Consider the following 26,260-nt stretch of genomic DNA (forward strand, 5'->3'; position numbering starts at 1 on the left):
GCGATCTGGGTGGGGAGGGGGACGGCGCCGCACCTGCCGGGCTCAGTCCGGCAGGTGCAGCGCCGAGTCGGCGGGGCCCTGGGCGAAGCGGGTGAAGCGGACCTGGAGGCCGGCGCGTTCGGGGGAGCAGCAGAACGGGCCGGCGGTGGCCGCCGCCTCGGGGTCGAGTGGGGCGAGGCGCAGGAGGCGCCAAGGGCCGTCCTCGCAGCGGGCGCGGATGGTCACCGCGTCGCCGGCGCGGCTGGCGCGGACGGTGACGGCGCGGCCGTGCCAGTCCGGGACCGGCGCGAGGGACCAGTCGGAGACCTCGCGGGTGACCACCGCGCCGAGGTGGGGAAGGCCGTCGCTCATCTCCACGCCGGCCTTGATCCACGTCCTGGGGTCGACCCGGATCAGCAGGCCGGCCTGGTCGTAGAGGGCGGCGAAGTCGGCGACGAAGGTGACCTCGGTGGCGCTGCCCGGCGGGAAGCCGGTGAGCAGTGCGTGGCCGTCGTCGCGGACGAAGCCGTAGCCGGTGGTGCGCCAGAAGTCGCTGCGGCCCCGGGCGGTGACCAGGAGGTCGGCGCCGTCGGTCCGGGTGTCCTCGGGCTCGTTGAGCCAGCTTCCCTCGTGCCAGGGGATGTCGCGGGGCGGGCGCATGCGGTCATCCTTTCGCCGACTTGCTGAAACTTGCCGAAATTCCCGAAAGGATATCCGGACTGCCCGCCCCGGCGGCGAGGGGCCCGGGTCAGGGCTTCAGCACCAGGCGGATCGGGTTGCCCTCCTTGTGCTCCAGCGCCTGGACCGCGCGGGCGGCCTCGGCCAGCGGGAAGGTGCCGCTCACCGAGCGGGAGAACTCCAGCCGTCCGCCGCGGACCAGGTTGACCAGGTCGACGACGTCCTCGCCCTGGGAGCCGTAGTGGCCGCGGATCTCCTGGCGCAGGTAGCTCATCCGGGTGCCGTTGGTGACGGTCAGGGGCTTGTCCGTGAGGCCGACCAGGACCAGGCGGCCGTTCTGGCCGAGGGTGGCCATGGCCTGCTCGCGCACCGGGGCGACCCCGGCGAAGTCGAAGGCGGCGGACAGCGGACGGCCGCCGGTGGCCTCGCGCAGCAGCCCGGCGAAGCCGGGGTCGGCCGGGTCGAGCGCGGCGTCGGCCCCGAAGGCCAGGGCGCGCTCGCGGGCGGCCGGCAGCGGGTCGACGGCGACGATCGGGAAGGCGCCGATCGCCCGCAGCAGCTGCACGCCGTGGGCGCCGAGGCCGCCGACGCCCCAGACGCCGACCGCCTCGGCCGGGCGCACCGCGCCGGTGGCGGTGATGGCGGCCCAGGGGGTGGAGACCGCGTCGGGGATGAAGCAGGCCTGTTCGAAGGGGAGGTCGTCCGGGATCGGCACCAGCGTGGTGGCGGTGGCGAGCACGTACTCGGCCCACCCGCCGTCGTAGTCCACACCGCGGGTGTACACCACGCCGTCGCGGGTCTCGCCGGCCTGGAGCAGCACCCGGTCTCCGACGGCCGCGGTGGTCACGCCCTCGCCGAGGGTGTGCACGGTGCCCGCGACCTCGTGGCCGAGGGTGACCTTGTCGCCCTTGAGGTAGAGCGGCTTGAGCATGCCCTCGATGAGGTGGACGTCCGAGAGGCAGACGCCGGCGGCCTCGACCTTGATCAGGACCTCGCCCGGGCCGGGCGTCGGGACGGGGACCTCCTCCACGGCGAAGGCGCCCTTGGCGACGTCGAGTCGGCCGGCGAGCATCGTGGCGGTCATCGGGACTTCCCTTCTCGCGGGGGCGGCAGGTCGGGGGAGTGCCCGCCACCCCGGAAGTTACTTGTTATTCAACAAGCAAGTTCGACACTAGCATGGTGTTATGTCTACGCACGATGGGGAACGAGCCGGTGGCACCGGGGCGCTTCGTGAGGCGCCGGCGCGCCGGACCCAGGCCGAACGGCGGGCCCGTGCCGAGTCGGCGCTGATCGCGGCCGCCGCCCGGCTGATCGCCGAGCACGGCAGCACCGGGGTCACCCTGGCCAGGGTCGGGGAGGCGGCGGGCTTCAGCCGGGGCCTGGCCACCCACTACTTCGGCTCGAAGGGTGCGCTGCTGGCCCGGCTCCAGGAGGCGGCGCTGGCCGAGGCGATGGCGGCGGCCGCGCCGGAGCGCAGTGGGGCCGGCGCGGTGGACGAGCTGTGCGGCTTCGCGCGCGGCTGCCTGGAGGGGGTGCGCAATCCGACCGATCTCGGCCGGGCCTTCGTGGTGCTGGGCGCCGAGGCGCTCGCCGGGGCCTCGGAACTGACCGCCGCGGTGGCGGAGTTGGACGCCCGGACCCGGGAGTGGACGGCCGAGGTGGTCGGCCAGGGGCAGCGGGACGGGGAGCTGGGGCCGGGCGTGGACCCGGCGGCCTTCGCGTTGGCCTTCGTCGGACTCCTCAAGGGGCTGGTGGTGCAGGCCGCGGCCGCTCCGGCGGCCTTCGACGTGGGGGTCGCGGTCGCGGAGTCGGAGCGCTGGATCCGCCTGGTGCTCACGGCGGGCTGAGCGTTCGCGGCGGGCGGGGGCGCGCGGGGCTGAGGCGTGCGGGCTGAGGCGCGCGGGGGTGGGCCGGGGCGGGGGCGCGCCGGCCTGCTGCCCGGGGGTGCGGTCAGGCCCGTCGGGTCGGCGCGCCGCGGCGTGCGGGCGGGGCTATCCGCACCCGCTCGGTGGCGGGCGCCTTCTCCAGGTCGTCCAGCTGGGCGAGGACGGTGGCGCGCAGGTCGTCGTCGTCCTCGAAGTGGTGGTCGTTGAAGAGGGTGTAGCCCGACCACATCAGGTTGGCGCAGACCCGGGCCGGGACCCGGCCCGTCCGGGCGCCCATGCCGACCAGCGCGACCGACCGGATGGAGCCCGGCTCCAGGCTGTTCTGCCGGTGGACGGCCTGGAACGCGGCCGCGCAGGCCAGGGCGACGTTCAAGGTCTCGCTGACGTTCTCCGAGGACGTCTCCATGGTCGGGGCCGAGATCAGGAACCTGGGGTTGACGGCGCCGGACGGGACGCAGACCGCGCTGCCGACCGGGAGGCTGCCGGCGTGGCGCTCGCGGATCGCCTTCCGGACCCGCAGCTGGATGCCCGCGCCCAGGTGGCGCTTGATCGCCGCGTCCGTCCCGCCGTCCATCCGGCCAAGGGAGTTGGTGGGGCTGACCCAGGCGTCGACCTTCGCGGTGAGCAGGGAGGCGTGCCGGATCTCGACGCCGGGGGTGTCGGCGAAGGCGGCCCGCCAGGACGCCACCACCGTCGCGTTGAGGTCGGTCAGCACCACCGTGAGCGGCGACTGGGTGGGGGCCGTGGTCATGCGGGGCTCCTGTCGGTCGAGGGGAAGGCGGGGGGAGGGCCGGGTGGTCCCGGACGCCCCCGTCCTGCCGGGCACCGACGAAGCTAGCGCCCGCCACTGACAATCCGTCCGGTCGCGCCCGTCCTCGGTCCACCGCCGGTCGGAGCGGCCCGCATTGTCAGACCCTGCTGGTAGGACTGTGCTGTCCGCCAGGGAAGCTGACGGGCCATCACCTCGTTCGCATGTCATTCGTACGGTCCCGACCAGCCGGAGTCGCACCACCATGAACGCTGTCGACACCCCCGCCACCCAGCCCGACCCGAACGACCCGCTCGCCCTCGCGGAGCTCTTCGCGGGCGGCGGCGAGCCGTGGCTGCCGTTGCTGAAGCCGGTCATCGAGGCGCAGCCCGGGGCGGCCTCGTTCATCGGCCCCGGCCGCAGCCCGGAGGTCGTCCCGGTGCGCGAGCTGACCTTCCAGGCGCTCAAGCCGCACGCGCCGCACAAGTGGAAGGTCGTGGTCTTCGGCCAGAACCCGTACCCGCGGCCGGAGAGCGCCACCGGCATCGCGATGTTCGACAACACCTTCCACGACTGGAAGGACAGCCAGTTCGGCCGGGTGATCAGCATCCGCTGCCTCATCAAGGCCGCGGCGATGTGGAAGTACGGCATCCCCAAGAAGACGCCGATCGCCGACATACGGGCGCTGCTGAAGAAGGAGGAGACGGTCCAGCCGCCGGAGTGGTTCCAGGCGATGCTCACCCAGGGCGTGCTGCTGCTGAACGCGGCGCTGACCGCGAGCAGCGACGGCGCCATGGGGCCGGACCAGCACACCGGGTTCTGGCGGCCGGTCGCCGAGCGGATCGTGGAGGAGATCCTCCGGGCCAAGCAGCAGGCCGCCGAGGAGGACCGCTTCGTGGTCTTCGCCTGGTGGGGCGCGCACGCGCGCAACCTGAAGCAGGTCGTGCTGCGGCTGGAGAAGAAGTACCCCGAGGTCGAGGTGCGCCACATCGACCACGCCAACCCGGCGGCCCAGGGGGACCTCTTCTGCGACGGCGAGCACTTCGCCACGGTGAACGCGGCCCTCGCCTCGCTCGGGGCCGACGAGGTGGACTGGCTGCCCAGCGTCGGGTGGGACACCCGGTCGGCGCAGGACGGCGGGGCGGACAGCGGGGTCGCCGAGCGGATGGGCGCCTTCATCGCCTCCACCATGGAGCTGCACCAGCTCTACCTGGAGCGGCTCGCCGGGGTGAAGGACGAGGGCCTCGTCCTGCCCGCCATCACCGGCGTGTTCGACACCCCGGTGATGGGTTTCCGGGAGGCGGTGGCGCCGGTAGCCGCGCTGCTGCGGGGCCTGGACTGGCACGTGTCGCGGTCGCAGGAGTTCGGCGAGCGGCGGGTGGGCGAGGCGGCGGCCGGGCTGTCCGCCGACGAGATCTCCGCGCTGTACCTGTACACCTGCGAGTCCGCGTTCTACCGGGAGATCAACGCGGTGCTGCGCTCGCCGGACCGCGGCCGGCTGGTGCCCTACCTGCCGTACCTGCGGCTGCTGTTCGCGGCGGTGTCCCGGCTTCCCGTACGCACCGCGCCGCTGTGGCGCGGGGTGTCGCTGGACCTGCGGCGGCAGTACCCGCTCGGCAGGACGGTGACGTGGTGGGGCGTCTCCTCCTGCACCTCCAAGCTCGGGGTGGCGCAGTCGTTCCTCGGCAGCCGGGGCAAGCGGACGCTCTTCGAGGTGCGTCCGGTGCGGGCCGTTGGCATCCAGACCTTCTCGGCGTTCACCGGCGAGGAGGAGTTCATCCTGTTGCCCGGCACCCAGCTGGAGGTCACGGACGTCCGGACCGAGCGCGGCGGTCTGTGCACCGTGACACTGACCGAGCTGGAGGAGGCGCCCCTGGTGTCCTGAGACGTGTCCCGTGGGCCTGCCCGGCGCGGAAGCTTAACCAAGTTAGTATTTTTACTGAGTTTGGTTATGCTGGAAGTCGACGAGCGGAGGAGCCCGTTGTGCGGGAAGGGGCGCGAACGATGACCTCGAAGAACCGGAGCCTCGACGGCGAACTGGAACGGGAGCGGGCCTACGTCGAGGTCTGCCGGGCGGCGATGGCCTGGCAGGTCGAGGACGCGAGCCGCCAGGTGGTCGCGGGGGAGGACGTCTCCGGCGACGGAGCCAGCGCGGAGGCGCTCGGCCGGTACCTGCGCACCCGTGCCAAGCGGATGAAGGAGTTGCCGCCGAGCCCGTCGTTCTTCGGCCGCCTGGACTTCGCCGACACGGCGGAAGCCGGGGACCACCGGGGGCAGCGCTACTACGTGGGCCGCCAACGGATCTCCGAGGATCCGACGGTGCCGCCGCTCGTGGTCGACTGGCGGGCCCCGGTCTCCCGGGCGTTCTACCAGGCGAGCGCGCACGACCCGCTCGGGCTGGTGCGGCGTCGGCGGTTCGGCTGGGCGCCGTGGAGCTCGGGCGCGCCGGAGGACCTGACCGGGCTGGAGGACGAGCCCCTCGGCGGGGTCGGTTCCGAGCCGGGTGCCGAGCCGGGTCCCGGCTCCGGCTCGGGCGCCCGCTCCGGTTCCGGCGGGCGCGGCTCGGCGGTCGGTGGTGCGTCCGGTGGTGCGGTCGGCTCGGCGGGCGGTGTCGGCGGCATCCTGGCCGCCGAGATCGAACGCCCCCGGACGGGCCCGATGCGGGACATCGTCGCCACCATCCAGCCCGAGCAGGACGCCCTGGTGCGGGGCGAGTTGAGCGAGTCGGTGTGCGTCCAGGGCGCGCCCGGCAGCGGCAAGACCGCCGTCGGGCTGCACCGCGCCGCCTACCTGCTCTACAGCCACCCGCAGCGGATCCGGCGCGGGGGTCTGCTGGTCATCGGCCCCAACCCGACCTTCCTGCGCTACATCGCGCAGGTGCTGCCCGCGCTCGGCGAGATCGACGTCACCCAGTGCACCGTCGAGGACCTGGTCGCCGCGCGGCCGGTCACCGCGGTGGACGACGAGCGGGCCGCCGCCGTCAAACAGGACGCGCGGATGGCCACCGTGCTGCGCCGGGCGCTGTACGGACGTGTCCGTTCGACGGGCGCGGAGCACCTGGTCGTGCCGGACGGCTCCTACCGGTGGCGGGTGAGCGCGGAGCGGCTGGACCGGGCGGTCGCCGAGGTGCGCGAGCAGGCGCCGCCGTACGCGATCGGGCGGGAGATCCTGCGCACCCGGGTGGTGGCGATGGTCCAGGACCAGGCCGAGCGCCGCTCCGGCGTCAGGTCCGGCGCCTGGACGCGGAAGGTCGGCCGCGCGAGGCCGGTCGCGGCCTTCCTGGAGGCCGCCTGGCCGAACCTGCGCCCGGAGGCCGTGGTCGCCGCCCTGCTGAGCGACCCGGTCGTCCTCGCCGAGGCCGCCGACGGGGTGCTCGGGGCCGAGGAGCAGGAGGCGATCCGGTGGCACCGGCCGCCGCGTTCGGAGCGGAGCGCCAGGTGGTCCGAGCACGATCTGATGCTCCTGGACGAGGTGGCGGGGCTGATCGAGCACCCGGCGGGCTTCGGCCACGTCGTGGTGGACGAGGCCCAGGACCTCTCCCCGATGCAGTGCCGGGCGATCGCCCGCCGCAGTGCCTTCGGCTCCCTCACCGTCCTCGGCGACCTCGCCCAGGCGACCGCCCCGTGGGCCGCCCGCAGCTGGCCCGAGCAGCTCGCCCACCTGGGCAAGCCGCAGGCCGAGGTGGTCGCGCTGACCACCGGCTTCCGCGTCCCGGCCGCGGTGACGGCACTCGCCAACACCCTGCTGGGCGCGCTGGACGTCGACGTGCCACCGGCCGTCTCGCTGCGGCGGGACGGCGAGTTGGCTATGCGTCAGGTGGCGGGCGGCGGCCTGGGCGCGGCGGCGGTGTCGGCGGTGCGGGCCGCGCTGGAACGGGAGGGCTCGATCGCGGTGATCGCGGCGGACGGTGGGGTGGCGGAGGCCGCCGGGGCGCTCCGGGCGGCGGGCATCCCCACCGGGGCGTCCGAGCAGGTCGGCACCGCGGCGAGGGTCACGGTGCTGCCGGCCTCGCTGGTGAAGGGGCTGGAGTACGACCACGTGGTGGTGCTGGAGCCGGCCGCCATCGTGGAGGCCGAACCGCACGGCCTGCACCGGCTGTACGTGGTGGTGACGAGGGCGGTCTCCCGGCTGGACGTCCTGCACAGCCGTCCGCTGCCCGCGCCGCTGGGCGGGTGACGGCACGGGCGAGGCGCATGGTGATCGGGTGCGGGATCGCGCCAATTGCGGTGACGGTTCGGGCAATTCGGGAAAGCGGCGGTCGAACCGGCGGGCGTTCGGGAGGATTTCCGTATGCCTACGATCACCAGACTGGCGGGAGCCGGTCTCGCCGCAGCACTGTCCCTGACCGCCGTCACCGCCGGAGCAGGCGCCGCCCCGGCGCACGCCGACGGCCCGACCGTCATACGTCAGCGGATCGTCCTCGACATGGAGGGGAACTACCCCACCGAGCAGAACCGACTGGGCGTCTTCTCGGTGGCCTGGCGGGTGTCCGGAGCCGAGGACCTCGCCGGACCGACCCACTTCACCGTCGACCTGCCGCCCGGGCTCACCACCGGCGGCGCGCTGTTCTACTCCACGCCGAACGACTACACCTTCACCGAGACCGTCTCGCCCGACGGCCGCCACCTGGAGGCCGTCCTGGACGGCAACAGGCGGGCCGGCACCGGGGAGTTCATGAAGATCCCGGTCGTCGCGGAGGGGACCGGCCCGGTCACCGGCGCGATCACCGCGAGGGTGGCCAACGCCAACGACACGATCCCCACCGGGCACGTCCGCACCCATCTGCTCGGCATCGGACTGCTGCCGCCGCTGACCGCCCCGCCGCCGCGGATCGACGACGTCAGCGCCACCACCGGCCCGGGCGCCGGCGGCACACCCCTGACCTTCACCGGGATCAACCTGGCCGGCGCCATGGTGCTGGTCGGTGGCGTGCCGGCACCCGGCAGCTGTACCGACACCGCCTGCACGGTGACCACGCCCGGCGGCTCGGGCAGCGTCGCCGTCACGGTGGCCGGACCGGGCGGGACGGTCCAGGCGCCGGCGGCGTTCGACTACACCGGCGCCCCGCCGCCGCCCCCGCCGGCCCCCGCGCTCTCCGGGCTGAACACCCCCTCCGGCCCGGTCGGCGGCGGCACCGCGATCATCCTCACCGGCCACGACCTGGCCGGTGGCACGGTCTCCTTCGGCGGCCGGCCGGCCACCAGCCACTCCTGCGGCCCGCAGCTGTGCACCGCCACGGCGCCGGCGGCCGACCAGGCCGGCCCGGTGGACGTCACCGTCACCACGGCGGGCGGCACCAGCACGCCGGTGGCGTACACCTACACGCCGTAGCCCTGCCGTCCGGTGAGGGGGCCGGTGAAGGCCGCCCCCGGCGGCCAGGGCGAGCAGCGCCCCGGCCGCCGGGGGCGGCCCGTATCGAGACCGCGCCGGCCGTCGGTGTCGGCGCCCGGGACCGTCTCCGACCAGCCCGGATATCCTGAACTCATGAGCGACAACCTTCCCCCGTGCCCGCAGTGCTCCAGTGAGTACACCTATGAGATGAACGCCCTCATGGTCTGCCCCGAGTGCGCCCACGAGTGGGTCCCCGGCGACCTTGACGAGGCCCCGGCGGCGGGTGGTGAGCGCGTGGTCAAGGACGCGGTCGGCAATGTGCTGGCCGACGGGGACACCGTGACGGTGGTCAAGGCGCTCAAGGTCAAGGGCAGCCCTTCCGGCATCAAGGCCGGCACCAAGGTGCGCAACATCCGCCTGGTGGACGGCGTCGACGGGCACGACATCGACTGCCGCGTCGAGGGCTTCGGCGCGATGCAGCTCAAGTCGGAGTTCGTCAAGAAGATCTGACGGTGAGTCAGTCGGAGGTGGCCGTCCGTAATCCGGGGGCCGCCTCCGGGACGTGCATCGCCCGCTCGGCCTCCTCGAAGACCTGTCGGAGGACGGCGGGCATCCCGGCGTAGTTCCTCGCGTGCAGCACGCCCGAGCGGACGTCCCCCAGCCACCTGGCGGGTCGCCGGAAGGCCGCAGAGGTCGTGCGGCCGGGCCTGGGCGAGTCGCCGCGCCCCACCCGGGCCCGGTGCCGGCCTCCTGCCGGATCGCCCGCTGGGCGGGCGTCCGTTCGACGGTGGCCTCGGTGGCCTCGGCGGCCAGCGCGCGGGTGACGGTGGCGTTGCCCGCGCAGCGTTGCAGGGCCGCCGGCCGGGCCGTTTCGGCCGGGGCGCCTGCGGGGCTCGGCCCCGGGCGCCGCCGCGCCCGCGCCGCCTCGCGGGCCTGGTCGGCGCCCTCCGGTCTGCCGTCACACGCGCATCCTGCGCCTCCTGGAGAAGAAGAAGCCGGCCTCCTGACCGGCCGCGTGGCCCTGCCCCGGGAAGCTGCGGCACCCGGCTGCGCCTTGCTCCGGGAGGCCGCTGCACCTGGCTGCGCCTTGGCCCGGGAGGCCGCTGCACCTGGCTGCGCCCTGCCCCGGGAGGCCGCTGCGCTCCGCTCCGGGAGGCCGCCGCACCTCGCCGAACTCGGCTGCGCTCCGCTCCGGGAGGCCGCCGCACCTCGCCGAACTCGGCTGCGCTCCGCCCCGGGGAGACGCCGCGCCCCGCCGTGCCCTTCGTGCCCGCACGGAGACCCGCGCGACCCGGGGCGTAGGCTGCGCAACCGTGACTGGGGTGGCAACGGGCAGTGGTGACGGGACGGCCGGGCGGGGCGTCGGGGTGGCGGCGCAGGAGGGACTGGCGTTCCGGCTGCTCGGCCCGCTCGGGATCACCGGCGCCCACCCGGGCGCCACGCTGGGCGGCCCCCGGGAGCGGGCGTTCCTGACGGTCCTGCTGCTCCGGGCCGGCCGCCGGTGCGGTCCGGAGGAACTGGTCGACGGCCTGTGGGGCGAGGGCCACCCCCCGAGCGCGCTGGGCGCGGTGCGCACCTACGCCTGGCGGGTCCGGCGTGCGCTCGGCGACGCCGCCCGGGAACTGCTGCGCTCCGACCACGGCGGCTACCTGCTGGACGTGGCGCCCGACGCGGTGGACGCGCTGCGCTTCGAGCGGCTGCGCGCCGAGGCGGGCGAGGAACTGGCCGCCGGGCGGTTCACGGCCGCCCGGGACGGCTACGCGAGCGCGCTGGCGCTGTGGCGCGGCGAGGCACTGGCCGGGGTGGCCGGGCCCTTCGCCGAGCGGGAGCGCGAACGGCTGGCCGCGCTGCGCCTGGACGGGCAGGTGGCGCTGCTGCGCTGCCGCAACGAACTGGGCGAGCACGCCGGGGCCGCCGCCGACCTCGCCGTGCTGATCGGCGAGCACCCGCTGCGCGAGGACCTGCGGGCGCTGCGGATGCTCGCGCTGCACCGGGACGGCCGGGTGGCCGAGGCGCTGGCCGAGTTCACCGCCGCCCGCGAGGTGCTGCGCGACGAACTGGGCACCGAGCCGGGCCCCGAACTGGCCGCCGCCCAGGCGCGGGTGCTGGCCGGCGGTCCGGGCCTCTCGGTGGGCGCCGGCCCCCGAGGGGCGGCGCGGTCCCGCCGGCCGCTCGCGGCCGTCCCTGCCCAGCGGCCCGCCGCGCGCCCGCACCTGGGCGTGCGCCCCGGCCAACTCCCGCCGTCGGCGGCCGACTTCACGGGCCGGACGGGGCTGCGCGAGGCGCTGCGGCAGGCGCTGCGCCACGACCCGGACCGGATGCCGCTGGTCGTGCTGACCGGCATCGGGGGTGTGGGCAAGACCGCCCTGGCCCTCGACGCCGCGCACGCCGTCCGTTCCGACTACCCCGACGGCCAGTTGTACGTCGACCTGCGGGGCGCGGGCACCGGCCCGGTCGACCCGATGGACGTCCTGGCGGACTTCCTGGTGGCGCTCGGCCTGGCGCCGGGGCTGGTCCCCGCCACCCTCCAGGCCCGCGCGGCGGCGTACCGCTCGGCGCTGGCCGGGCGCCGGGTCCTGGTGGTGCTCGACAACGCCGCGGAGACCGGGCAGTTGGAGCCGCTGCTGCCCGGGGCGCCGGGCAGCGCGGCCCTGGTCACCACCCGCAGCCGGGTGCTCACCATGGCCGGCGCCCGCCGCTTCGAGGTCGGCGTGCCCGGCGCCGCCGAGGCCGTCGCGATGCTCGACCGCTTCGCCGGGCCCGGCCGGCTGGCCGACCACCCGGACACCGCCGAGGAGCTCGTCCGCTCCTGCGGCCTGCTGCCGTTGGCCCTGCGCATCATCGGCTCCCGGCTCGCCGCGTACCCCGACCGCGACCCCACCGCGATGGCCACCCGGCTGCGCGACCACACCCGCACCCTCAGCGAACTGCGGGTCGGCGGCCTGTCCGTCGAGGCCACCATCGGGCTCGGCTACGCCGCGCTCCCGCCCGACCAGGCCCGCGCGCTGCGGCTGTGCGCGCTGCTGGACTGCGCCGACTTCCCCGTCTCCGCCGTCGGCGCCCTGCTGGGCCTGCCCGAGCGCGACGCCGAGTGGCTGCTCGAACCGCTCGTCGACGCCGGACTGCTGGAGTCCCACGGCGTCGGCCGCTACCGCTTCCACGACCTGGTCCGCCTCTACGCGCGGCAGCGCGCCGAGGCCGAGGACGGGCCCGTAGCCTGCGCGGACGCCCTGCTGCGCCTGCTGGACTTCCTGATCGCGACCCTGCGTCAGGTCCTCTACCGGGGGGTGCGGGCGGACGGCGGCAACCGGGCGGCGGGCGGTGTCCGGGCGGTCCTGTGGCCCACCGAGCACACCGGGATCGTCTTCGGCCGCCCCGACGAGGCCCGGGCCTGGCTGCTGGACGAACACCAGCTGCTCAGCAGCACGGTGGCGCGCATCCTGCGGGACGTCCCGCCGACGCGGGGCCTGCCGCTCGTCGTCTGCGCGCTCAATGGGCTGGGCATCAGCGGCCTGTTCGTGGGGACGGCGTACTGGAGCCGGCTGGAGCGGCTCTCCGCCCTGGCCGTCACGGCGGCCATGGGCGCCGGGATCCCCCCGGGGCTCACCGCCGAGGCCCTCAGCGACCGGGCCGGCTACGCGTGGGTCAGCCGGGACTACGCCACGGCCGAGCGGTACGCCCGGGAGGCCGTCGAGTGGGCGGTACGGGTCGGCAACGAGGAGGTCCGGTACCTGGGGAGCCACATGCTCGCGGCGGCGCTCGTCGAGCTGGGGCGGGGTGCGGAGGCGAAGGAGGTGGCCCGGCGGGCGGCCGAGGCCGGGGGAGACCCCCGGCAGGTCGGCAGCCCGGCGTGGTACGCCAAGGAGATCGTCCAGCTGTACTCGTCCTTCACCTCGGAGAAGGCGCCGGTGGACGCGGCCACCCGGATCCAGCGGACGATGCGGGGGCTGGCCGGCGGCGGGGCGGGCCGTCGGGTGGACGTGGCGGCGGGGGTGGAAGCGGGAGCGGGGGCTCGGAACGGGTCGGCGGGCCGGGCCTGACCGGGCGCGGGCAGGACCGGGCCGGCCCCGTCCGGACCGAGGCGGCGGTCCGCGCCGACCGGGAGCGGGCCCACGCGGTCCTCGCCCGGCTCGGGCTGCCGGCCCGCTCCCTACGGTGCTGCGAGTATCGCGGGGGAGTGACCGGCGGTCAGCTGCCGGGCGGAGCGGTGTGGTTCCGGGAGCCGGACCCGGCGGCGGACGGGCCGGGCCGGCGGTGGCCGCGCAGCAGGTGGTGCTTGCCGGGCCGGTGGTCGTCCCGCCGGGGCTTGTCAGCCGTGTGCTGACGGGCGCCCGCCGGCGCGCCGGGGTCGGCCGTCGCCGATCCGGTGGCCACCCCGGCGGCGGCGACCAGCAGCGCGGCCAGCCCCGCCACGGCCGGTCCGCGGCGCAGCCGCCCGGCCGCGCCGGTCGTCCCGTTCTCCGTCGTCCGCTCGGTGTTCGACACGGTGTCCTGCCCTTTCGGTGGTGCCTCGCTCGGGTGGGGATCATCGTGTCCGGCGCCGATCAACATCCTCTTGGCATCCGATCAATAGAAGTCGGGATCGGCTGTTTCCGAAGTGACATGGTCCGATTGTGCCGCTGCGGACCGGCTCGGGCGGCCAAGGACGGTCCGGGCGTTGGTCTCCGCCTCCCGCTCGAAGCGGTCGCCGGGGTCGGGGACGCGCAGCCCGGCACCGTTGTCGGTGCCGCTGACCGGCCTTCGGCGCCGCCGGATGGCGTGGGTCAGCCCATGGGCGAGGGTGTGCGGGTCGCCGCCGGTCCGCGCCGGTGACGACCTGCCGGCCCGAGGTGCGAGCACGCGCGCCGATCGCGGCGGCCGGGCGGCGGGCGGCGGCGCTGGTGCGGACGCGTACGTCCGAGAAGTCGGCGCCCATTCCGTTCTTCCGGGTTCGCCCCGGGTGGCGCCGTCCAGTGGGCGGCCGGGCGTGCGCGGCACCTCGTGGACGGCGCCGCGCTGGGCGGCCGGGCCGTCGTCGTGGCCGCGCCCGGCGCCGTGGACGTGTGGCCGTGGGGCGGCCGGCCGGGCGAACGCGGCGTTGCCGATGGCCTGTTGCGTGGCCCTGGCCCCGGCCGGCCCGAGGTCGGACACGCGCGCCGGTCTCGGCGGCCGAGCGCCGAACCGTCGAGTGCCGGCTCCGCCGCCCCGACCGGGGCACGCGGCGCGGGCGAGGCCGGCCGCTTGCCGCCCTGTGTTCGCACCGTGCTTGCCTCCGTCCGGTCGTACGGGCCCGGACCCGGCGAGCGGGGCCCGGGAACCGGCGGACGAGCGTGTCGGGGGCTCGTCCGCCGGAGCGGGAGTCCTGCGGTCAGCCCGCCGGAGAGCCGGAGACCTCGCCGACGGGGCCGACCTTGACCTTGCCGCCGCTCTCCGGCTTCTCGGGGTCGTCGAGTCCGAACGAGCCGCCCGGCCACGGAACCGTCACCTGGTGGGTGTCGTTCGGGGGCGTGATGACGATCTGGGAGGCCTTGACACCCGTACCGCCGGAGTTGTTGACGGGGTAGTAGATGTTGAACGCCGCCGTCTTCCCGGCCTTGAGGACCGTGCCGTACGGGGTGTCGCCGTTGCGCTGCACGGACATGCTCGTCCCGCCGACCTTGAGGTCCACACCGGGGAAGCCGAAGAGCTTGCAGTCGTGCGTGCCCTTGAAGTCGAGCTGGACGGTGACGACGCCGTTGACCTGGTCGGTGGTGTTGTCGTGGGCGGACACCCTGAGGTCGTCCGGGGTGCAGGCGGGAGCGGTGCCGGAGGCGGCGTCGGCGCCGCCCTTGCCACCGGCCGTGGCCGGGCCGCCTGGCTTCGGCGCGGCGCTGCCGGGCGCCGCCTGGGTCGGGGCCGGCTGGACCGGCGCCGCGGTGGCGCTAGCGGCGGGTGCGGCGGGTGCGGCGGGTGCGGCGGAAGCGGCCGGGGCCGCACCGCCCTGGGTGGCCGCCGCCGTCACCGCGACCGAGGCGCCGGCGCTGCCCTCGGGCCCGCACGCGGTGAGCGCGAGGACGGCCGTGGCGCCGACCGCGCCGGCCAGGACGGTCCGCCGGGCGCGGCGGGAGGAGGGCTGACTGCTGGAGAGGTTCGTGAACATGGGTTTCCCCCAGGTCGATGGCGGACGAGACGGACACGGCGGGCCGAACCGCCGACCCGGCAGGTGGTGAGACCGGCCGGGCCCCGGAGCCGCCCGGTGGAAAGGGGCGGGCCCGGGCCGGTGGACGCCCGATCAACGGGCGTGCCGAGGGCTTTGATCGGATCTTGATCGGCTCGTGCGAACCTCCCGGTGTTCCGGTCCGGGGGATGTCGACCGGAACACCGGGAGGGCCGGCACAGTGCCGCCGGTCGTCATCGAGACTGCCAGCCGGGCCGGCGCGCGCCCAGGGACGCGCGGGTGGCCGCGAGGGCGGTCCCGGCTTCCCGGACGTACCCGCCGAACAAGGAGTGAACTCGTGCAGCGCGTGCCCGTACTGGTCGACGCGGCGGACCGGATCTCGGCGGCGGGGACCGCCTCGGCGATCCGGGAGCAGCCCGCCCTGGAACTGGTCTCGGAGGGGGAGACCCGGCCCGGCGGGGTGGCCGTGGTGGTGGCGGAGCGGATCGACGAGCCGACCGCCGAACGCTGCCGCCGGTTCGTGCGCGGCCACGGGCTGCGCCTGGTCACGGTGGTGACCGGCGTGAGCGAGCACGAGCTGCTCCGGGCCATCGAGTGCGGCACCAGCGCGGTGCTGTGGCGCCACGAGACCAGCCCGGAGAAGCTCACCTCCGCCGTCCTCGCCGCGCACCGGGGGGACGGCGACCTGCCGCCCGACCTGCTCGGCCGGCTGCTGGCCCAGGTGGGCCGGCTCCAGCGCAACGTCCTCCAGCCGCAGGGCCTGGGCTTCGCCGGGGTGACGGAGCGGGAGGCGACCGTACTGCGCCTGATCGCGGACGGGCTCGACACGGCGGAGATCGCCGGCCGGCTCGCCTACTCGGAGCGCACCATCAAGACCGTGCTCCAGGGGGTGATGACCCGGATGCAGCTGCGCAACCGCGCCCACGCCGTGGCGTACGCGCTGCGCGAGGGGTTGATCTGAGCCGGGCCGCCGGGACGGCGGTGAACGGCCAGGCCGGGACGAGGAGTTCGCGGGGCGCCCGGCGTCACCGAGGTCCGGCTCGTCCCGCGCTCCGCCTCCGGCGCCTCGGGCACCACCCAAGTCGCCATCGCGGAAACGGAGTTCTTCGGCCGCAGCGCCCGCAGCGCCCCAGCGCCCCAGCGCCGCAGCGCCCCAGCGCCGCAGCGGCCCGTCGGCGGGGCTGATCGGCCGGCGGGAGCACCGCGAGGGCCGTCACCGGATCGCCGGTGACGGCCCTCGCATCCCTCGGGGGGGGGAATTCCCTTGCGGAATCGGCTACTTCGCGCCGAAGGCCTTCTCGATGTCCTCGACGACCTTCTCCGCCGCGATCGGGCCGGAGCTGCTGCTCCAGACCTGGCCGTCCACGCCCACGACCTGGTTGGTGCCCACGGCCTTCAGCCGGGTGAAGGCCTCCTGGGTGCGGGCGGTCTCCAGGGCCTTCTCGCCCTCGGCGTTCAGGGTGGCGACGAACAGCCGGTCCGCGTCGGCCTTGTTGAGGTTCTCCAGGGACAGCGGGTCCGAGTGCGGCTGGGCGCCCAGGCCGTCGGCGATCGGCAGGGTGGAGGCCCCGGCCTTCTTCAGCAGGTCGCCCGGCATGTTGGTGGTGTTCATCACGATCGGCCCGTTGGGCATCCAGCGCATCACCACGGCGCTGCCGCTCTTGCCCTCGCCGGCCTTGGCGGCGCGCTTGTCCAGGGCGTCCAGCTTGGCGGTCAGGTCGTCCTTGTGGCCGAGCGCGTCGCCGTAGACGGCGAGCACCGAGCGCCAGTCACCGGCCTTGGGCACGATGGTCGGCGCCACCGCGGACAGCTTGTCGTACTGGGACTTCTCGATGCCCGAGGAGGCCAGGATGAGGTCGGGGGTGGCCTTCAGGATGGCCTCGATGTTGGGCTCCTTGACCGTGGCGACCAGCGGGATGCCGTCGGCCTTCAGGTAGGCCGGGGCAGTGGTGCCGCCGCGGCTGGAGCTGGTGCCGACCGGGGTGACGCCCAGCGACATGGCGGTGTCCAGCGAGGTGTCGTTGAGGGCGACGACCCGCTTGGCCTCGGCCGGGACCTCGACGGCGCCGAAGGCGGTGTCGATGCTGCGCTTGCCGCCCTTCGCGGCGGTGGTGGAGGAGGAGCCCGCGTCACCCGAGGAACCGTCGGACCCCGAGGAGCCGCATGCGGTCAGGCCCAGGGAGAGGGCGCCGACGACGGCCGCGCCGAGCAGGGTCTTGGTAAAGCGGGTGCCAAGCATGGGTGTTCTCCGAGGAATGGTAGTTTACGGGCGAACCGTTTTCCTGAGGTTAGCCTAACCATACTCAAGACCCCGATGGAGAGGCCCGGTGTGACAACCCGATCACTCCTGCTGCGCGGACTGCTGCCCGCCGGCGCGATACTGCTGGCCGCCGTGCTGGCGAGCCTGCTGCTCGGCGCGGGCGACGTGGGGCCGTCACGGGCGCTCGCCACCCTGCTCGGTGACGGCGACTCCGACTCCCGGTTCACCGTGTTCCAGCTGCGTGCCCCGCGCACCGCCGTGGCCCTCGCGGTCGGCCTCGCCCTCGGCGTGGCGGGCACCGTGCTCCAGGCCGCCGCCCGCAACCCGCTGGCCGAGCCCGGCCTGCTCGGTGTCAGCACCGGGGCCTCCTTCGCCGTCGTGATCGCGCTCGTGCTCGGCGCCAGCGCCGCCAGTGTCGGCCCGTACGTCGCCGTGCTGGGCGCCGCCGCCGGCTGCCTGCTGGCCCTCGGCGCGGCCCGGCTGCGCGGCACCGGCGACGACCCCGTCCGGCTGGTGCTCGCGGGCGCGGCGCTGAGCGGGCTGATGAACGCCGGCTCCTCCGTACTGCTGCTGTCCGACGCCCGGGCCGCCGACGAGATCCGGTTCTGGACCATCGGCTCGGTGGCCGGGCGCGGCACCGACCAACTGGTGGCGGTGCTGCCGGTCCTGCTGCTCGGTCTGGTGCTGGCGCTGCTCTCCGGCCCGGCCCTGACCGCGCTCAGCCTCGGTGACGACGTCGCCACCGGCCTGGGCCACAAGCCCCGCCGGGCCCGCGCCCTCGCGGTGACCGCCGTCGCGCTGCTGGTCGGCGGTGCCACGGCGATCGCCGGGCCGGTCTCCTTCGTCGGCCTGGTGGTGCCCTTCGCCGCCCGGGCCCTGGTCGGCCCGGACCTGCGCCGGCTGCTCCTGGTGTCCGCGCTGCTCGGGCCGGCCGTCGTGCTGCTCGCCGACGTGGCCTCCCGGCTGGTCGCCCGCCCGTACGAGATGCCGCTCGGCGTGATGACCGCCCTGTGCGGTGCCCCCGTCCTGGTCGCCGTCGTCCGCTCGCACCGGATGCCCTCGCTGTGAAGGCCCCCGTGAACCACCCCCCGAACACCCCCGTGAACGCCGCGGTGGACGCCGCCGCGACCCCTGACACCGCCTCGGCCCCTGACACCGCCTCGGCCGCGCCGCGAACGTCGGACGCGCGAACGTCGGACGCGCGGAAGCCCGCCCCGCGACAGCCCGCGCCGCCCCGATCCGTCCCGCCCGGCACCAGGCTGCTCGCCCTGGGCGGCCGCTCCGTGCTTGTCCCCGTCCGGCCGCTGATCGGCTGCGCGGTGCTGCTGCTCGCCCTCGTCGCGGTCACCGCCGTCTGCCTGGCCGTCGGGGAGACGAACCTCGACCCGGTGACCGCCCTGCGGGCCGCCTTCGGCGACGGCACCGCGCGCGACGTCCTGCTGGTGGAGAAGCTGCGGCTGCCCCGCGCCGAGGCCGCGCTGGCCGTCGGCGCCGCCCTCGGCGTCGCGGGCTGCCTGATGCAGACCCTCGCCCAGAACCGGCTGGCCACCCCGGACACAGTCGGCTTCAACGAGGGCGCCACCGCCTTCGCCGTCGCCTCCGTCACCGGCGTCGCCACCCAGCTGCTGCCCTCCGCCGCCGCCCTGGTGGGCGCCGCCACCGCCGCCTCGCTCGCCTTCGCCCTCGGCGGCGGAGCCGGCCGCAACGGCTACCGCTTCCTGGTGGTCGGCCTCGGCATCGGCGCGGTCTTCGGCGCGGTGACCAACCTGATGCTCTCCCGCGCCGCCATCGACGCCGCCAACGCCGCGTACGGCTGGACGGTCGGCACCCTCAACAGCCGGGACGCCGACACCGTCGGCCACCTCGAACTCGGGCTGCTGCTCTGCCTGCCCGCCGCCGTGCTGCTCGGCCGCCGGCTGTCGCTGCTGCGCTTCTCCGACGCCGTCGCCACCGGGCTGGGCGTGCGGGTGCGCGGCCTGCGGATCGGCGTGCTGGCGGTCGCCGTGGTCTGCGCGGGACTGGCCGTCGCCGTCGCCGGACCGCTCGGCATGATCGCGCTCGCCGCTCCCGAGGCCGCTCGCCGGATCGCCGGACCGCGCTGCGTGCCGGTGCTCACCTCGGCCGCCGCCGGAGCCGCCTTCACCCTGCTCGCCGACCTGATCGGCCGCACCGCCCTGTCGCCGATCGAGGTGCCGGCCGGCCTGGTCACCGCCGTCGTGGGCGGCCCGTACCTGCTCTGGCTGCTGCTCACCACCCGTCCCCGGAGGACCGCATGACCGCCCGCACCGCGACCGCCGCCGCCGACGCGCCGGCCCCCCGGCTGGCGACCAGCGCGCTCAGCCTCGGCCACGACCGCACCGTCGTCGTCCGCGAGCTGGACCTCGAACTGCCGCAGCGGCAGGTCACCGTCATCGTCGGCCCCAACGGCTGCGGCAAGTCCACCCTGCTCGGCGGCCTGGCCCGGACGATCGCCCCGCGCTCCGGCGCCGTGCTGCTCGACGGCAAGCCGCTGACCTCGCTGTCCACCCGGGCGATCGCCCGGATCATCGGCCTGCTGCCGCAGTCCGCCACCGCCCCCGACGGGCTGACCGTCCGTGACCTGGTCCGCTACGGCCGCCAGCCCCACCAGGGCCTGCTGCGGCAGTGGTCCGCCGCCGACGCCGAGGCGGTCGAGCACGCGCTCACCGCCGCCGACCTCCACGACCTGGCCGACCGCCCGCTGGACACCCTCTCCGGCGGCCAGCGCCAGCGCGCCTGGATCGCGATGGCCGTCGCCCAGGACACCGACATCCTGATGCTGGACGAACCCACCTCGGCGCTGGACATGGGCCACGCCCTGGAGGTGCTGGAGATGGTGCGCGGCCTGACCGAGCGCGGCCGCACCGTCGTCCTCGTCCTGCACGACCTCACCACCGCCTGCCGCTACGCCGACCACATGGTGGCCATGCGGGACGGGAAGGTGGCCGCCCAGGGCGCCCCGCGCGACATCGTCACCCCCGAGCTGGTGCGCGAGCTGTACGGGGTGGAGAGCGCGATCCTCACCGACCCGGTGCACGGCACCCCGGTGGTCTGCCCGGTCGGCCTGACTCCCCGGGAACGCTGAGCGCGGGCGCCCGAGCCAACCGGGCCGGCTCAGCCCGCGAGGCCCGGCAGCACCCGGGCACCCGGCAGCGCCGCCAGCGCCCACCCCGGCAGGATCAGCTTGCCGCGGCGCCGGCCGCTGCCGACCAGCAGGTACGGGGCCGCGGCCACCGCCTCGTCGATCAGCAGCGGCCAGCCGCCGGGCAGGCCGACGGGGGTGATGCCGCCGTACTCCATGCCGGTCAGCTCGACCGCGGTGTCCATCGGCGCGAAGGAGGCCTTGCGCGCCCCCAGGTGGGTGCGCACCACCTTGTTCACGTCCACCCGCGTGGTGGCCAGGGCCAGGCACCCGGCCAGGGTGACCTCCCCGGCGCGCTTGGCGGCGACCACCACGCAGTTCGCGGAGGCCTCCAGCGGCACGTCGTAGGCCTCGCAGAACACCGCGGTGTCCGCGTGCTGCGGGTCGCTGTCCACGTAGAGCACCGAGGCGGCGGCACCGGGCGCGTCCCAGTTCTTCAGGGCTTCGGCGACCGGCGTGACGAGGTCCGCGCAGACCTCCAGGGCCGGGGCGGTGGTGGTGAAGTTCCCGAAGGGCGGGCGTACGGATTCGGTCATGGCACCGGACTGTAGCGCGCCGCCGGGTCCTCTCCGGGGCCCGGCCCGGTCAGCCGTACGGGACGACCGCGACCGGGCAGTGCACGTGGTGGATCGCGGCGTGCGCCACCGGCCCCAGGTGGTGGTGGCGCAGCGGCATCCGCCGCAGCCGGCGGCCGACGACCAGCAGCCGGGCCGCCGCCGCGGCGTCCACCAGGTCGACGGAGGCCTTGCCGCGGATCAGGTCGGTGGTCACCGCCACCTCGGGGTGCCGCTCCCGCCACGGCTCCAGCGCCTCGGCGAGCCCGGACCGCTCGACGGCGGAGACCTCCGGCTCCAGGCCGCCGATCGCGCCGTAGGCCATGTACTCGCTGCCGGCCGGCGGGGACCAGACGTGGATGACGCGCAGCGGCGCCGAGCGCAGCGCGGCGGCCTCGAAGGCGAAGTCCAGCACGGCGTCCGCCGGGTGCGCCAGGTCCAGGCCGACGGTCACCGGGCCGTCCGGCTCGTCCCCGTCGGACCGGACCAGCACCACCGGGCAGGCCGCCCGGCGCAGCACCTCCTGGCTGACCGAGCCGACCAGGAAGCCGCGCACCGTGCCCAGCCCGCGCGAGCCGAGCACCAGGACGGCGGCGTCGTGCGCGGCGGCCTCCAGGGCCTCGACGGGATCGGCGGCCACGGACGAGGCGGAGACCGCGACCTGCGGCGCCAGCGCGCGCAACTCCCCCTCGCGTTCGGCGAGCCGGGCGAGTACGGGGCGGTCGCCGGACTCGGTCCCGGGCGGGAGGTGCTTGGGCCGGGGCCAGGCCTGGAGGACGTCCAGGCGCAGGCCCCGGCGCTGCGCCTCGCGGGCGGCCCACGCGGCGGCGGCCAGGCTCTCGGGTGAGCCGTCGAATCCGACGACGACGGGTCCGGTCACGGCGTGCTCCTCGGGTGCGGTGCGGCCCCGGCAGCCGGAGTGCCGGGTGCGGCCCCGGGGCCTGTCCGGCGTCGCGGGCCGGGCAGGATCGGCCGGACAGGGCCCAGTATCCGCGCCGTCCCGGGCCGCCGCCTCCCGGAGCCGCCCCTGGTCACCGGGGGTGACGGACGCCCCGGGTTCGGCCGTCCGGCTGGTCGGCGGCGCGGCACGCCCGGGGCGAGGCGGGGCGCCGGGCCGGGCACGGCCTAGGGTCGGCCGGACGGCCCGTCCGAGCCCGGGAGAACGATGCCGAGGGTCCTCCGATTCCGCTCGCGGTGGGCGAGCGCCGCCGCCGGGCTGTCCGTGCTCGCCTCCGCCCTGACGGGCTGCGGGGGTGGCGGCGGCGCCGGCCCGACCGTCCTGGACTGGTACAACTTCCCGGACGACTCGGGCGCCCTCCAGCAGGCCGCCGACCGTTGCGGGCAGCTGTCCGGCGGGCGCTACACGATCCGCTACAACAAGCTGCCGCGCGGCGCGGACGGCCAGCGCCAGCAGCTGGTGCGCCGGATGGCGGCGCACGACGCCGGGGTGGACATCCTGGGCCTGGACGTCACCTGGCCCGCCGAGTTCGCCGAGGCGGGGTGGATCCGCGAGTGGACCGGGACGATGGCCGAGCGGGCCACCGCCGACACCCTGGACGCGGCGGTGCGCACCGCGACCTGGCGGGGCCGGCTGTACGCGGTGCCCTACAACTCCAACACCCAGCTGCTCTGGTACCGCGACGACCTGGTGCCCACCCCGCCCGCGACCTGGGCGCAGATGCTCGCCGAGGCGAAGCGCCTGGCGGACGAGGGCAGGCCGCACCTGGTGGAGATCCAGGGCGCCCAGTACGAGGGGCTGACGGTCTGGTTCAACACGCTGGTGACCAGCGCGGGCGGCTCGATCCTCACCCCCGACGCCCAGGCGCCCTCGCTCGGGGCGCCCGCCGTCACCGCCGCCGCCGTGATGCGCGACCTGGCGGACTCGGTGGCCGCCGACCCGTCGCAGGCGAACCAGATGGAGGACCAGAACCGGCTGGCGATGGAGTCCGGCACGGCCGCCTTCGAACTCAACTACCCCTTCGTCTACCCCTCGATGAAGGCCAACCGGCCCGACCTGTTCCCGCACTTCCGCTGGGCCCCGTACCCCGCGGTGACGGAGGGCCGGCCCGCGACCGTGACCATCGGCGGGATCGACCTCGCGGTGGGCGCCTACAGCCGGCACCCCGACCTCGCCGCCGAGGCCACCCTCTGCCTGCGCGACCGGGACAACCAGCTCACCAACGCGCTCAAGGGCGGCCTCCCGCCCTCGCTGCGCGGCCTGTACACCACGCCGGAGCTCGTCTCCAGCTACCCGTTCGCCGCCGACGTGCTGGCCGCGCTCGACTCGGCGAACGTGCGGCCGCTGACCCCGGCCTACCAGAACGTCTCGATCGCCGTCTCGCACACCCTCTCCCCGCCCGCCGGGATCCGCCCGGAGCAGGACGTGGCCGACCTCCGCGGGCAGATCCAGGCGGCCCTCGGCTCGAAGGGGCTGATCCCGTGACACCGTCCACCGAGGCCGCCGCCGCGGCCCTACCGAGGCCCGCCGAGCCGTCGCGCGGCGTCCGCCAGGAGCGCCGGCTGGGCCTGCTGCTGTGCGCGCCCGCGGTGATCGTGATGCTCGCGGTCACCGCCTACCCGATCGGCTACGCGGTGTACCTCTCCCTCCAGCGCTACGACCTGCGCTTCCCCGGCCAGGCGCACTGGGTCGGGCTCGCCAACTACGGCGCGGTGCTGACCTCGCCGTTCTGGTGGCGGGCGCTCGGCGTCACGGCGCTGGTCACCGCGGTGTCGGTGACCGTCGAGCTGGTGCTCGGCCTGGCGCTCGCGCTGGTGATGCACCGCGCGGTCTTCGGCCGCGGCACCGTGCGCACCGCGGTCCTGGTGCCGTACGGGATCGTCACCGTGGTCGCCGCCTACTCCTGGCAGTACGCGTGGACTCCGGGCACCGGCTACCTGGCCGCCCTGCTGCCGCAGGGCAGCGCGCCGCTCACCGAGCAGTGGCCGGCCATCGCCCTGATCATCCTCGCGGAGGTGTGGAAGACCACCCCGTTCATGGCGCTGCTGCTGCTCGCGGGCCTGGCGCTGGTGCCCGAGGAGACCGTCCGGGCGGCGATGGTGGACGGCGCGAGCTTCGGGCAGCGGCTGCGGCTGGTCGTCCTGCCGCTGATGAAGCCGGCGATCCTGGTCGCGCTGCTGTTCCGGACCCTGGACGCGTTCCGGATCTTCGACAACGTGTACGTGCTGACCGGCGGCTCCAACGGCACCGGCTCGGTGTCGATCCTCGGCTACGACAACCTGTTCACCGCGCTCAACCTGGGCATCGGCTCGGCCATCTCGGTGCTGATCTTCGTCTGCGTGGCGCTGATCGCCCTGGTCTTCGTCAAGCTGTTCGGCGCGGCGACGCCGGGCGCGGAACCGGAGCGGCGATGAGCGGCCGCTCCGCCCGGACGCTCACCGGCTGGGGCGTCGCCAACCTGGTGGTGGTGCTCTACGCGCTCTTCCCGGTGTGGTGGATCGTGGCGCTCTCCTTCAAGGACCCGAGCACGCTCTCCGACGGCGCCTTCGTGCCCCGCCGCTGGACCCTGGCCAACTACCGCGGCATCTTCCAGACCTCGGAGTTCACCCGCGCGCTGGTGAACTCGATCGGCATCGCGGTGATCGCCACCACCGTCGCCGTCGTGCTCGGCACCATGGCCGCGTACGCGGTGGCCCGGCTGCGCTTCCCCGGCAAGCGGCTGCTGATCGGGGTGTCCCTGCTGATCGCGATGTTCCCGCCGATCTCGCTGGTCTCGCCGCTGTTCGACATCGAGCGGGCGCTCGGCCTGTTCGACACCTGGCCCGGGCTGATCATCCCGTACATGACCTTCTCGCTGCCGCTGGCGATCTACACGCTCTCGGCGTTCTTCCGGGAGATCCCCTGGGACCTGGAGAAGGCCGCCAAGGTGGACGGCGCCACCCCGTGGCAGGCGTTCCGGCTGGTCATCGCCCCGCTGGCGGCACCCGGCGTGTTCACCACCGGCATCCTGGTCTTCATCTTCTGCTGGAACGACTTCCTGTTCGCCATCTCGCTGACCTCCACCACCTCGGCCCGGACCGTGCCCGCCGCCATCGCCTTCTTCACCGGCAGCTCTCAGTTCGAGCAGCCGACCGGTTCGATCGCGGCCGCCGCGGTGATCATCACCATCCCGATCGTGGTCTTCGTGCTGCTGTTCCAGCGCCGCATCGTCGCCGGGCTCACCGCCGGCGCAGTCAAGGGTTGAGTCCCCGAAGGTCGAGCCCGCCCCACCCGGCGGGCCAGGAAGGCGGATCGTGGCCGAGATCGTCCTCGACGGCATCACCAAGCGCTACCCGGACGGCGCCCTCGCCGTGCGCGACGTCGACCTCACCATCGCCGACGGCGAGTTCGTGATCCTGGTCGGCCCCTCCGGCTGCGGCAAGTCCACCACGCTCAACATGATCGCCGGGCTGGAGGACATCACCGAGGGCACCTTGCGGATCGCCGGGGAGGTGGTCAACGACCGGGCGCCCAAGGACCGGGACATCGCGATGGTCTTCCAGAGCTACGCCCTGTACCCGCACATGAGCGTGCGCGACAACATGGGCTTCGCGCTGCGCCTGGCCAAGGTGGACGGACGGGTCATCGCGGAGAAGGTCGAGGAGGCCGCCCGCATCCTGGACCTCACCCGGCACCTCGACCGCAAGCCCGCCAACCTCTCCGGCGGGCAGCGCCAGCGGGTGGCGATGGGCCGGGCGATCGTCCGCGACCCCAAGGCCTTCCTGATGGACGAGCCGCTGTCCAACCTGGACGCCAAGCTCCGGGTGCAGATGCGCACCCAGATCGCCGCCCTGCAACGGCGCCTGGGCACCACCACCGTCTACGTGACCCACGACCAGGTGGAGGCGATGACGCTCGGCGACCGGGTGGTGGTGATGCGCTCGGGCGTCGTCCAGCAGGTCGGCTCCCCGCAGCACCTGTACGACGAACCGGTGAACCTCTTCGTCGCCGGGTTCATCGGCTCGCCGGGGATGAACTTCCTCGGCGCCGTGCTGGAGGAGGGCGCGCTGCGCACCTCGCTGGGCGGCCTGCCGCTGGACGACCGCACCCGGCGGGCCCTGGAGCGCGCGGACGCGCCGCGCGAGCTGATCGTCGGCATCCGCCCCGAGGACTTCGAGGACGCCGCCCTGGCCGAGGGCCACGCCGGCGGGGTCACCGTCACGGTGACCGTCGAGGTCCGGGAGTCGGTGGGCTCGGACGTCTACGTCCACTTCACCGAGGAGGGCGGGCCGGCGCTCACCGACGAACTGGTGGAACTGGCCGCCGACTCGGGCCGGGCCGACACCGGGATGCAGGGGCACCGGGTGGTCGCCCGGCTGGACCCGGCCACCCGGGCCGCCGAGGGCGGGCCGCTGGAGCTGTGGGTGGACACCGCGCGCATCCACGTGTTCGACCCGCGCACCGGGGCGAACCTGACGCACCCGGAGCACGCGTAGCCGGGCACCGGCCCCGCGCACGGAAGGCCCAACCCCCGGCGGGCACGCGGTGTGCCTGACCGGGGAGGTGTGCGAATCGACCTACATTGCCCGGC

General features: G+C 75.2%; 23 protein-coding genes. 14 read left to right on the forward strand and 9 right to left on the reverse strand.

Annotation, left to right across the window (positions count from 1 at the left end):
• Window positions 1–42 precede the first annotated feature (42 nt).
• Both ACZ55U_RS03490 and ACZ55U_RS03495 read right to left on the reverse strand, forming a co-directional pair.
• Window positions 43–639 carry a DUF1349 domain-containing protein gene (locus tag ACZ55U_RS03490; protein WP_465521949.1) on the reverse strand — a complete coding sequence of 199 codons (597 nt, stop codon included), beginning with the start codon at window positions 637–639 and terminating at the stop codon, window positions 43–45.
• A gap of 88 nt (window positions 640–727) precedes the next feature.
• Window positions 728–1,741 carry a zinc-binding dehydrogenase gene (locus ACZ55U_RS03495; RefSeq protein ID WP_465521951.1) on the reverse strand — a complete coding sequence of 338 codons (1,014 nt, stop codon included), beginning with the start codon at window positions 1,739–1,741 and terminating at the stop codon, window positions 728–730.
• Window positions 1,742–1,841: 100 nt separating this feature from the next.
• Between ACZ55U_RS03495 and ACZ55U_RS03500 the strand changes: the two genes are divergently transcribed.
• Window positions 1,842–2,504 carry a TetR/AcrR family transcriptional regulator gene (locus tag ACZ55U_RS03500; protein ID WP_465521953.1) on the forward strand — a complete coding sequence of 221 codons (663 nt, stop codon included), beginning with the start codon at window positions 1,842–1,844 and terminating at the stop codon, window positions 2,502–2,504.
• Window positions 2,505–2,607: 103 nt separating this feature from the next.
• Here the strand turns inward: ACZ55U_RS03500 and ACZ55U_RS03505 are convergent, their stop codons facing one another.
• Window positions 2,608–3,294: a macro domain-containing protein gene (locus ACZ55U_RS03505; protein ID WP_465521955.1), complete on the reverse strand. Its 687-nt coding sequence runs from the start codon at window positions 3,292–3,294 to the stop codon at window positions 2,608–2,610.
• A 262-nt stretch (window positions 3,295–3,556) separates the two neighbouring features.
• Here ACZ55U_RS03505 and ACZ55U_RS03510 point away from each other — a divergent pair, with 262 nt between their 5' ends.
• The 5 genes from ACZ55U_RS03510 to ACZ55U_RS03530 all read left to right on the forward strand — a co-directional run bounded on the left by ACZ55U_RS03510 (window position 3,557) and on the right by ACZ55U_RS03530 (window position 12,662).
• Window positions 3,557–5,176 carry an ADP-ribosyltransferase domain-containing protein gene (locus tag ACZ55U_RS03510; RefSeq protein ID WP_465521957.1) on the forward strand — a complete coding sequence of 540 codons (1,620 nt, stop codon included), beginning with the start codon at window positions 3,557–3,559 and terminating at the stop codon, window positions 5,174–5,176.
• A 119-nt stretch (window positions 5,177–5,295) separates the two neighbouring features.
• Window positions 5,296–7,467: a HelD family protein gene (locus ACZ55U_RS03515; RefSeq protein ID WP_465521959.1), complete on the forward strand. Its 2,172-nt coding sequence runs from the start codon at window positions 5,296–5,298 to the stop codon at window positions 7,465–7,467.
• 114 nt (window positions 7,468–7,581) lie between these two features.
• Window positions 7,582–8,622: an IPT/TIG domain-containing protein gene (locus ACZ55U_RS03520; protein WP_465521961.1), complete on the forward strand. Its 1,041-nt coding sequence runs from the start codon at window positions 7,582–7,584 to the stop codon at window positions 8,620–8,622.
• A 153-nt stretch (window positions 8,623–8,775) separates the two neighbouring features.
• Entirely contained in the window at window positions 8,776–9,132 is a 357-nt protein-coding gene (locus ACZ55U_RS03525) for a zinc ribbon domain-containing protein YjdM (RefSeq protein ID WP_465521963.1), read from the forward strand.
• A gap of 812 nt (window positions 9,133–9,944) precedes the next feature.
• Window positions 9,945–12,662, forward strand: coding sequence for an AfsR/SARP family transcriptional regulator (locus ACZ55U_RS03530; RefSeq protein WP_465521965.1), 2,718 nt, complete (start codon window positions 9,945–9,947; stop codon window positions 12,660–12,662).
• A gap of 148 nt (window positions 12,663–12,810) precedes the next feature.
• Here the strand turns inward: ACZ55U_RS03530 and ACZ55U_RS03535 are convergent, their stop codons facing one another.
• The 3 genes from ACZ55U_RS03535 to ACZ55U_RS03545 form a co-directional block, all read right to left on the reverse strand.
• Entirely contained in the window at window positions 12,811–13,107 is a 297-nt protein-coding gene (locus tag ACZ55U_RS03535) for a hypothetical protein (RefSeq protein WP_465521967.1), read from the reverse strand.
• 40 nt (window positions 13,108–13,147) lie between these two features.
• On the reverse strand, window positions 13,148–13,537 hold the full coding sequence (locus ACZ55U_RS03540) for an eCIS core domain-containing protein (protein ID WP_465521969.1): 390 nt from the start codon (window positions 13,535–13,537) through the stop codon (window positions 13,148–13,150).
• A gap of 432 nt (window positions 13,538–13,969) precedes the next feature.
• Window positions 13,970–14,740 (reverse strand): DUF4232 domain-containing protein, encoded by a 771-nt coding sequence (locus tag ACZ55U_RS03545; RefSeq protein WP_465521971.1) that lies wholly within the window; start codon window positions 14,738–14,740, stop codon window positions 13,970–13,972.
• A 355-nt stretch (window positions 14,741–15,095) separates the two neighbouring features.
• Here ACZ55U_RS03545 and ACZ55U_RS03550 point away from each other — a divergent pair, with 355 nt between their 5' ends.
• On the forward strand, window positions 15,096–15,719 hold the full coding sequence (locus ACZ55U_RS03550; RefSeq protein ID WP_465521973.1) for a response regulator transcription factor: 624 nt from the start codon (window positions 15,096–15,098) through the stop codon (window positions 15,717–15,719).
• A gap of 315 nt (window positions 15,720–16,034) precedes the next feature.
• On the opposite strand, the gene ACZ55U_RS03555 is transcribed toward ACZ55U_RS03550, so the two are convergent.
• Window positions 16,035–16,997 carry an ABC transporter substrate-binding protein gene (locus ACZ55U_RS03555; protein WP_465521975.1) on the reverse strand — a complete coding sequence of 321 codons (963 nt, stop codon included), beginning with the start codon at window positions 16,995–16,997 and terminating at the stop codon, window positions 16,035–16,037.
• A gap of 90 nt (window positions 16,998–17,087) precedes the next feature.
• On the opposite strand from ACZ55U_RS03555, the gene ACZ55U_RS03560 reads away from it, so the two are divergent.
• From ACZ55U_RS03560 to ACZ55U_RS03570, 3 genes are read left to right on the forward strand one after another with little or no spacing between them, the layout of a single operon-like run.
• The gene (locus ACZ55U_RS03560; protein ID WP_465521977.1) at window positions 17,088–18,086 is read left to right on the forward strand and encodes a FecCD family ABC transporter permease; all 999 of its coding nucleotides are present in this window, start codon (window positions 17,088–17,090) and stop codon (window positions 18,084–18,086) included.
• Between the two features lie 8 nt (window positions 18,087–18,094).
• The gene (locus tag ACZ55U_RS03565) at window positions 18,095–19,294 is read left to right on the forward strand and encodes a FecCD family ABC transporter permease (RefSeq protein WP_465521979.1); all 1,200 of its coding nucleotides are present in this window, start codon (window positions 18,095–18,097) and stop codon (window positions 19,292–19,294) included.
• A complete protein-coding gene (locus tag ACZ55U_RS03570) occupies window positions 19,291–20,121 on the forward strand; it encodes an ABC transporter ATP-binding protein (RefSeq protein WP_465521981.1) in 831 nt (276 codons plus the stop codon). Before ACZ55U_RS03565 ends, ACZ55U_RS03570 begins: the two co-directional genes overlap by 4 nt.
• A gap of 29 nt (window positions 20,122–20,150) precedes the next feature.
• Here the strand turns inward: ACZ55U_RS03570 and ACZ55U_RS03575 are convergent, their stop codons facing one another.
• Together ACZ55U_RS03575 and ACZ55U_RS03580 are read right to left on the reverse strand one after the other, a co-directional pair.
• Window positions 20,151–20,714 (reverse strand): YbaK/EbsC family protein, encoded by a 564-nt coding sequence (locus tag ACZ55U_RS03575; protein WP_465521983.1) that lies wholly within the window; start codon window positions 20,712–20,714, stop codon window positions 20,151–20,153.
• A 49-nt stretch (window positions 20,715–20,763) separates the two neighbouring features.
• Window positions 20,764–21,612, reverse strand: coding sequence for a universal stress protein (locus ACZ55U_RS03580; RefSeq protein WP_465521985.1), 849 nt, complete (start codon window positions 21,610–21,612; stop codon window positions 20,764–20,766).
• Window positions 21,613–21,897: 285 nt separating this feature from the next.
• Here ACZ55U_RS03580 and ACZ55U_RS03585 point away from each other — a divergent pair, with 285 nt between their 5' ends.
• From ACZ55U_RS03585 to ACZ55U_RS03600, 4 genes are read left to right on the forward strand one after another with little or no spacing between them, the layout of a single operon-like run.
• The gene (locus ACZ55U_RS03585) at window positions 21,898–23,175 is read left to right on the forward strand and encodes an ABC transporter substrate-binding protein (protein WP_465521987.1); all 1,278 of its coding nucleotides are present in this window, start codon (window positions 21,898–21,900) and stop codon (window positions 23,173–23,175) included.
• Window positions 23,172–24,104, forward strand: a complete 933-nt coding sequence (locus ACZ55U_RS03590) for a carbohydrate ABC transporter permease (protein WP_465521989.1) — start codon at window positions 23,172–23,174, stop codon at window positions 24,102–24,104. The genes ACZ55U_RS03585 and ACZ55U_RS03590 overlap by 4 nt, the downstream gene beginning before the upstream one ends.
• Entirely contained in the window at window positions 24,101–24,934 is an 834-nt protein-coding gene (locus ACZ55U_RS03595; RefSeq protein ID WP_465521991.1) for a carbohydrate ABC transporter permease, read from the forward strand. The genes ACZ55U_RS03590 and ACZ55U_RS03595 overlap by 4 nt, the downstream gene beginning before the upstream one ends.
• 49 nt (window positions 24,935–24,983) lie before the next feature.
• The gene (locus ACZ55U_RS03600) at window positions 24,984–26,165 is read left to right on the forward strand and encodes an ABC transporter ATP-binding protein (RefSeq protein WP_465521993.1); all 1,182 of its coding nucleotides are present in this window, start codon (window positions 24,984–24,986) and stop codon (window positions 26,163–26,165) included.
• Window positions 26,166–26,260 lie beyond the last annotated feature (95 nt).

It is taken from the genome of Kitasatospora sp. NPDC034533 (assembly GCF_055575155.1).

Bases quoted from the DNA above. Each gene is read 5' to 3' on its own strand.
- ACZ55U_RS03520 (WP_465521961.1), top strand. From the start codon at position 7,582: ATGCCTACGATCACCAGACTGGCGGGAGCCGGTCTCGCCGCAGCACTG.
- ACZ55U_RS03595 (WP_465521991.1), top strand. From the start codon at position 24,101: ATGAGCGGCCGCTCCGCCCGGACGCTCACCGGCTGGGGCGTCGCCAAC.
- ACZ55U_RS03525 (WP_465521963.1), top strand. From the start codon at position 8,776: ATGAGCGACAACCTTCCCCCGTGCCCGCAGTGCTCCAGTGAGTACACC.
- ACZ55U_RS03510 (WP_465521957.1), top strand. From the start codon at position 3,557: ATGAACGCTGTCGACACCCCCGCCACCCAGCCCGACCCGAACGACCCG.
- ACZ55U_RS03495 (WP_465521951.1), bottom strand. From the start codon at position 1,741: ATGACCGCCACGATGCTCGCCGGCCGACTCGACGTCGCCAAGGGCGCC.
- ACZ55U_RS03555 (WP_465521975.1), bottom strand. From the start codon at position 16,997: ATGCTTGGCACCCGCTTTACCAAGACCCTGCTCGGCGCGGCCGTCGTC.
- ACZ55U_RS03505 (WP_465521955.1), bottom strand. From the start codon at position 3,294: ATGACCACGGCCCCCACCCAGTCGCCGCTCACGGTGGTGCTGACCGAC.
- ACZ55U_RS03500 (WP_465521953.1), top strand. From the start codon at position 1,842: ATGTCTACGCACGATGGGGAACGAGCCGGTGGCACCGGGGCGCTTCGT.
- ACZ55U_RS03585 (WP_465521987.1), top strand. From the start codon at position 21,898: ATGCCGAGGGTCCTCCGATTCCGCTCGCGGTGGGCGAGCGCCGCCGCC.
- ACZ55U_RS03540 (WP_465521969.1), bottom strand. From the start codon at position 13,537: ATGGGCGCCGACTTCTCGGACGTACGCGTCCGCACCAGCGCCGCCGCC.
- ACZ55U_RS03515 (WP_465521959.1), top strand. From the start codon at position 5,296: ATGACCTCGAAGAACCGGAGCCTCGACGGCGAACTGGAACGGGAGCGG.
- ACZ55U_RS03490 (WP_465521949.1), bottom strand. From the start codon at position 639: ATGCGCCCGCCCCGCGACATCCCCTGGCACGAGGGAAGCTGGCTCAAC.
- ACZ55U_RS03545 (WP_465521971.1), bottom strand. From the start codon at position 14,740: ATGTTCACGAACCTCTCCAGCAGTCAGCCCTCCTCCCGCCGCGCCCGG.
- ACZ55U_RS03570 (WP_465521981.1), top strand. From the start codon at position 19,291: ATGACCGCCCGCACCGCGACCGCCGCCGCCGACGCGCCGGCCCCCCGG.
- ACZ55U_RS03575 (WP_465521983.1), bottom strand. From the start codon at position 20,714: ATGACCGAATCCGTACGCCCGCCCTTCGGGAACTTCACCACCACCGCC.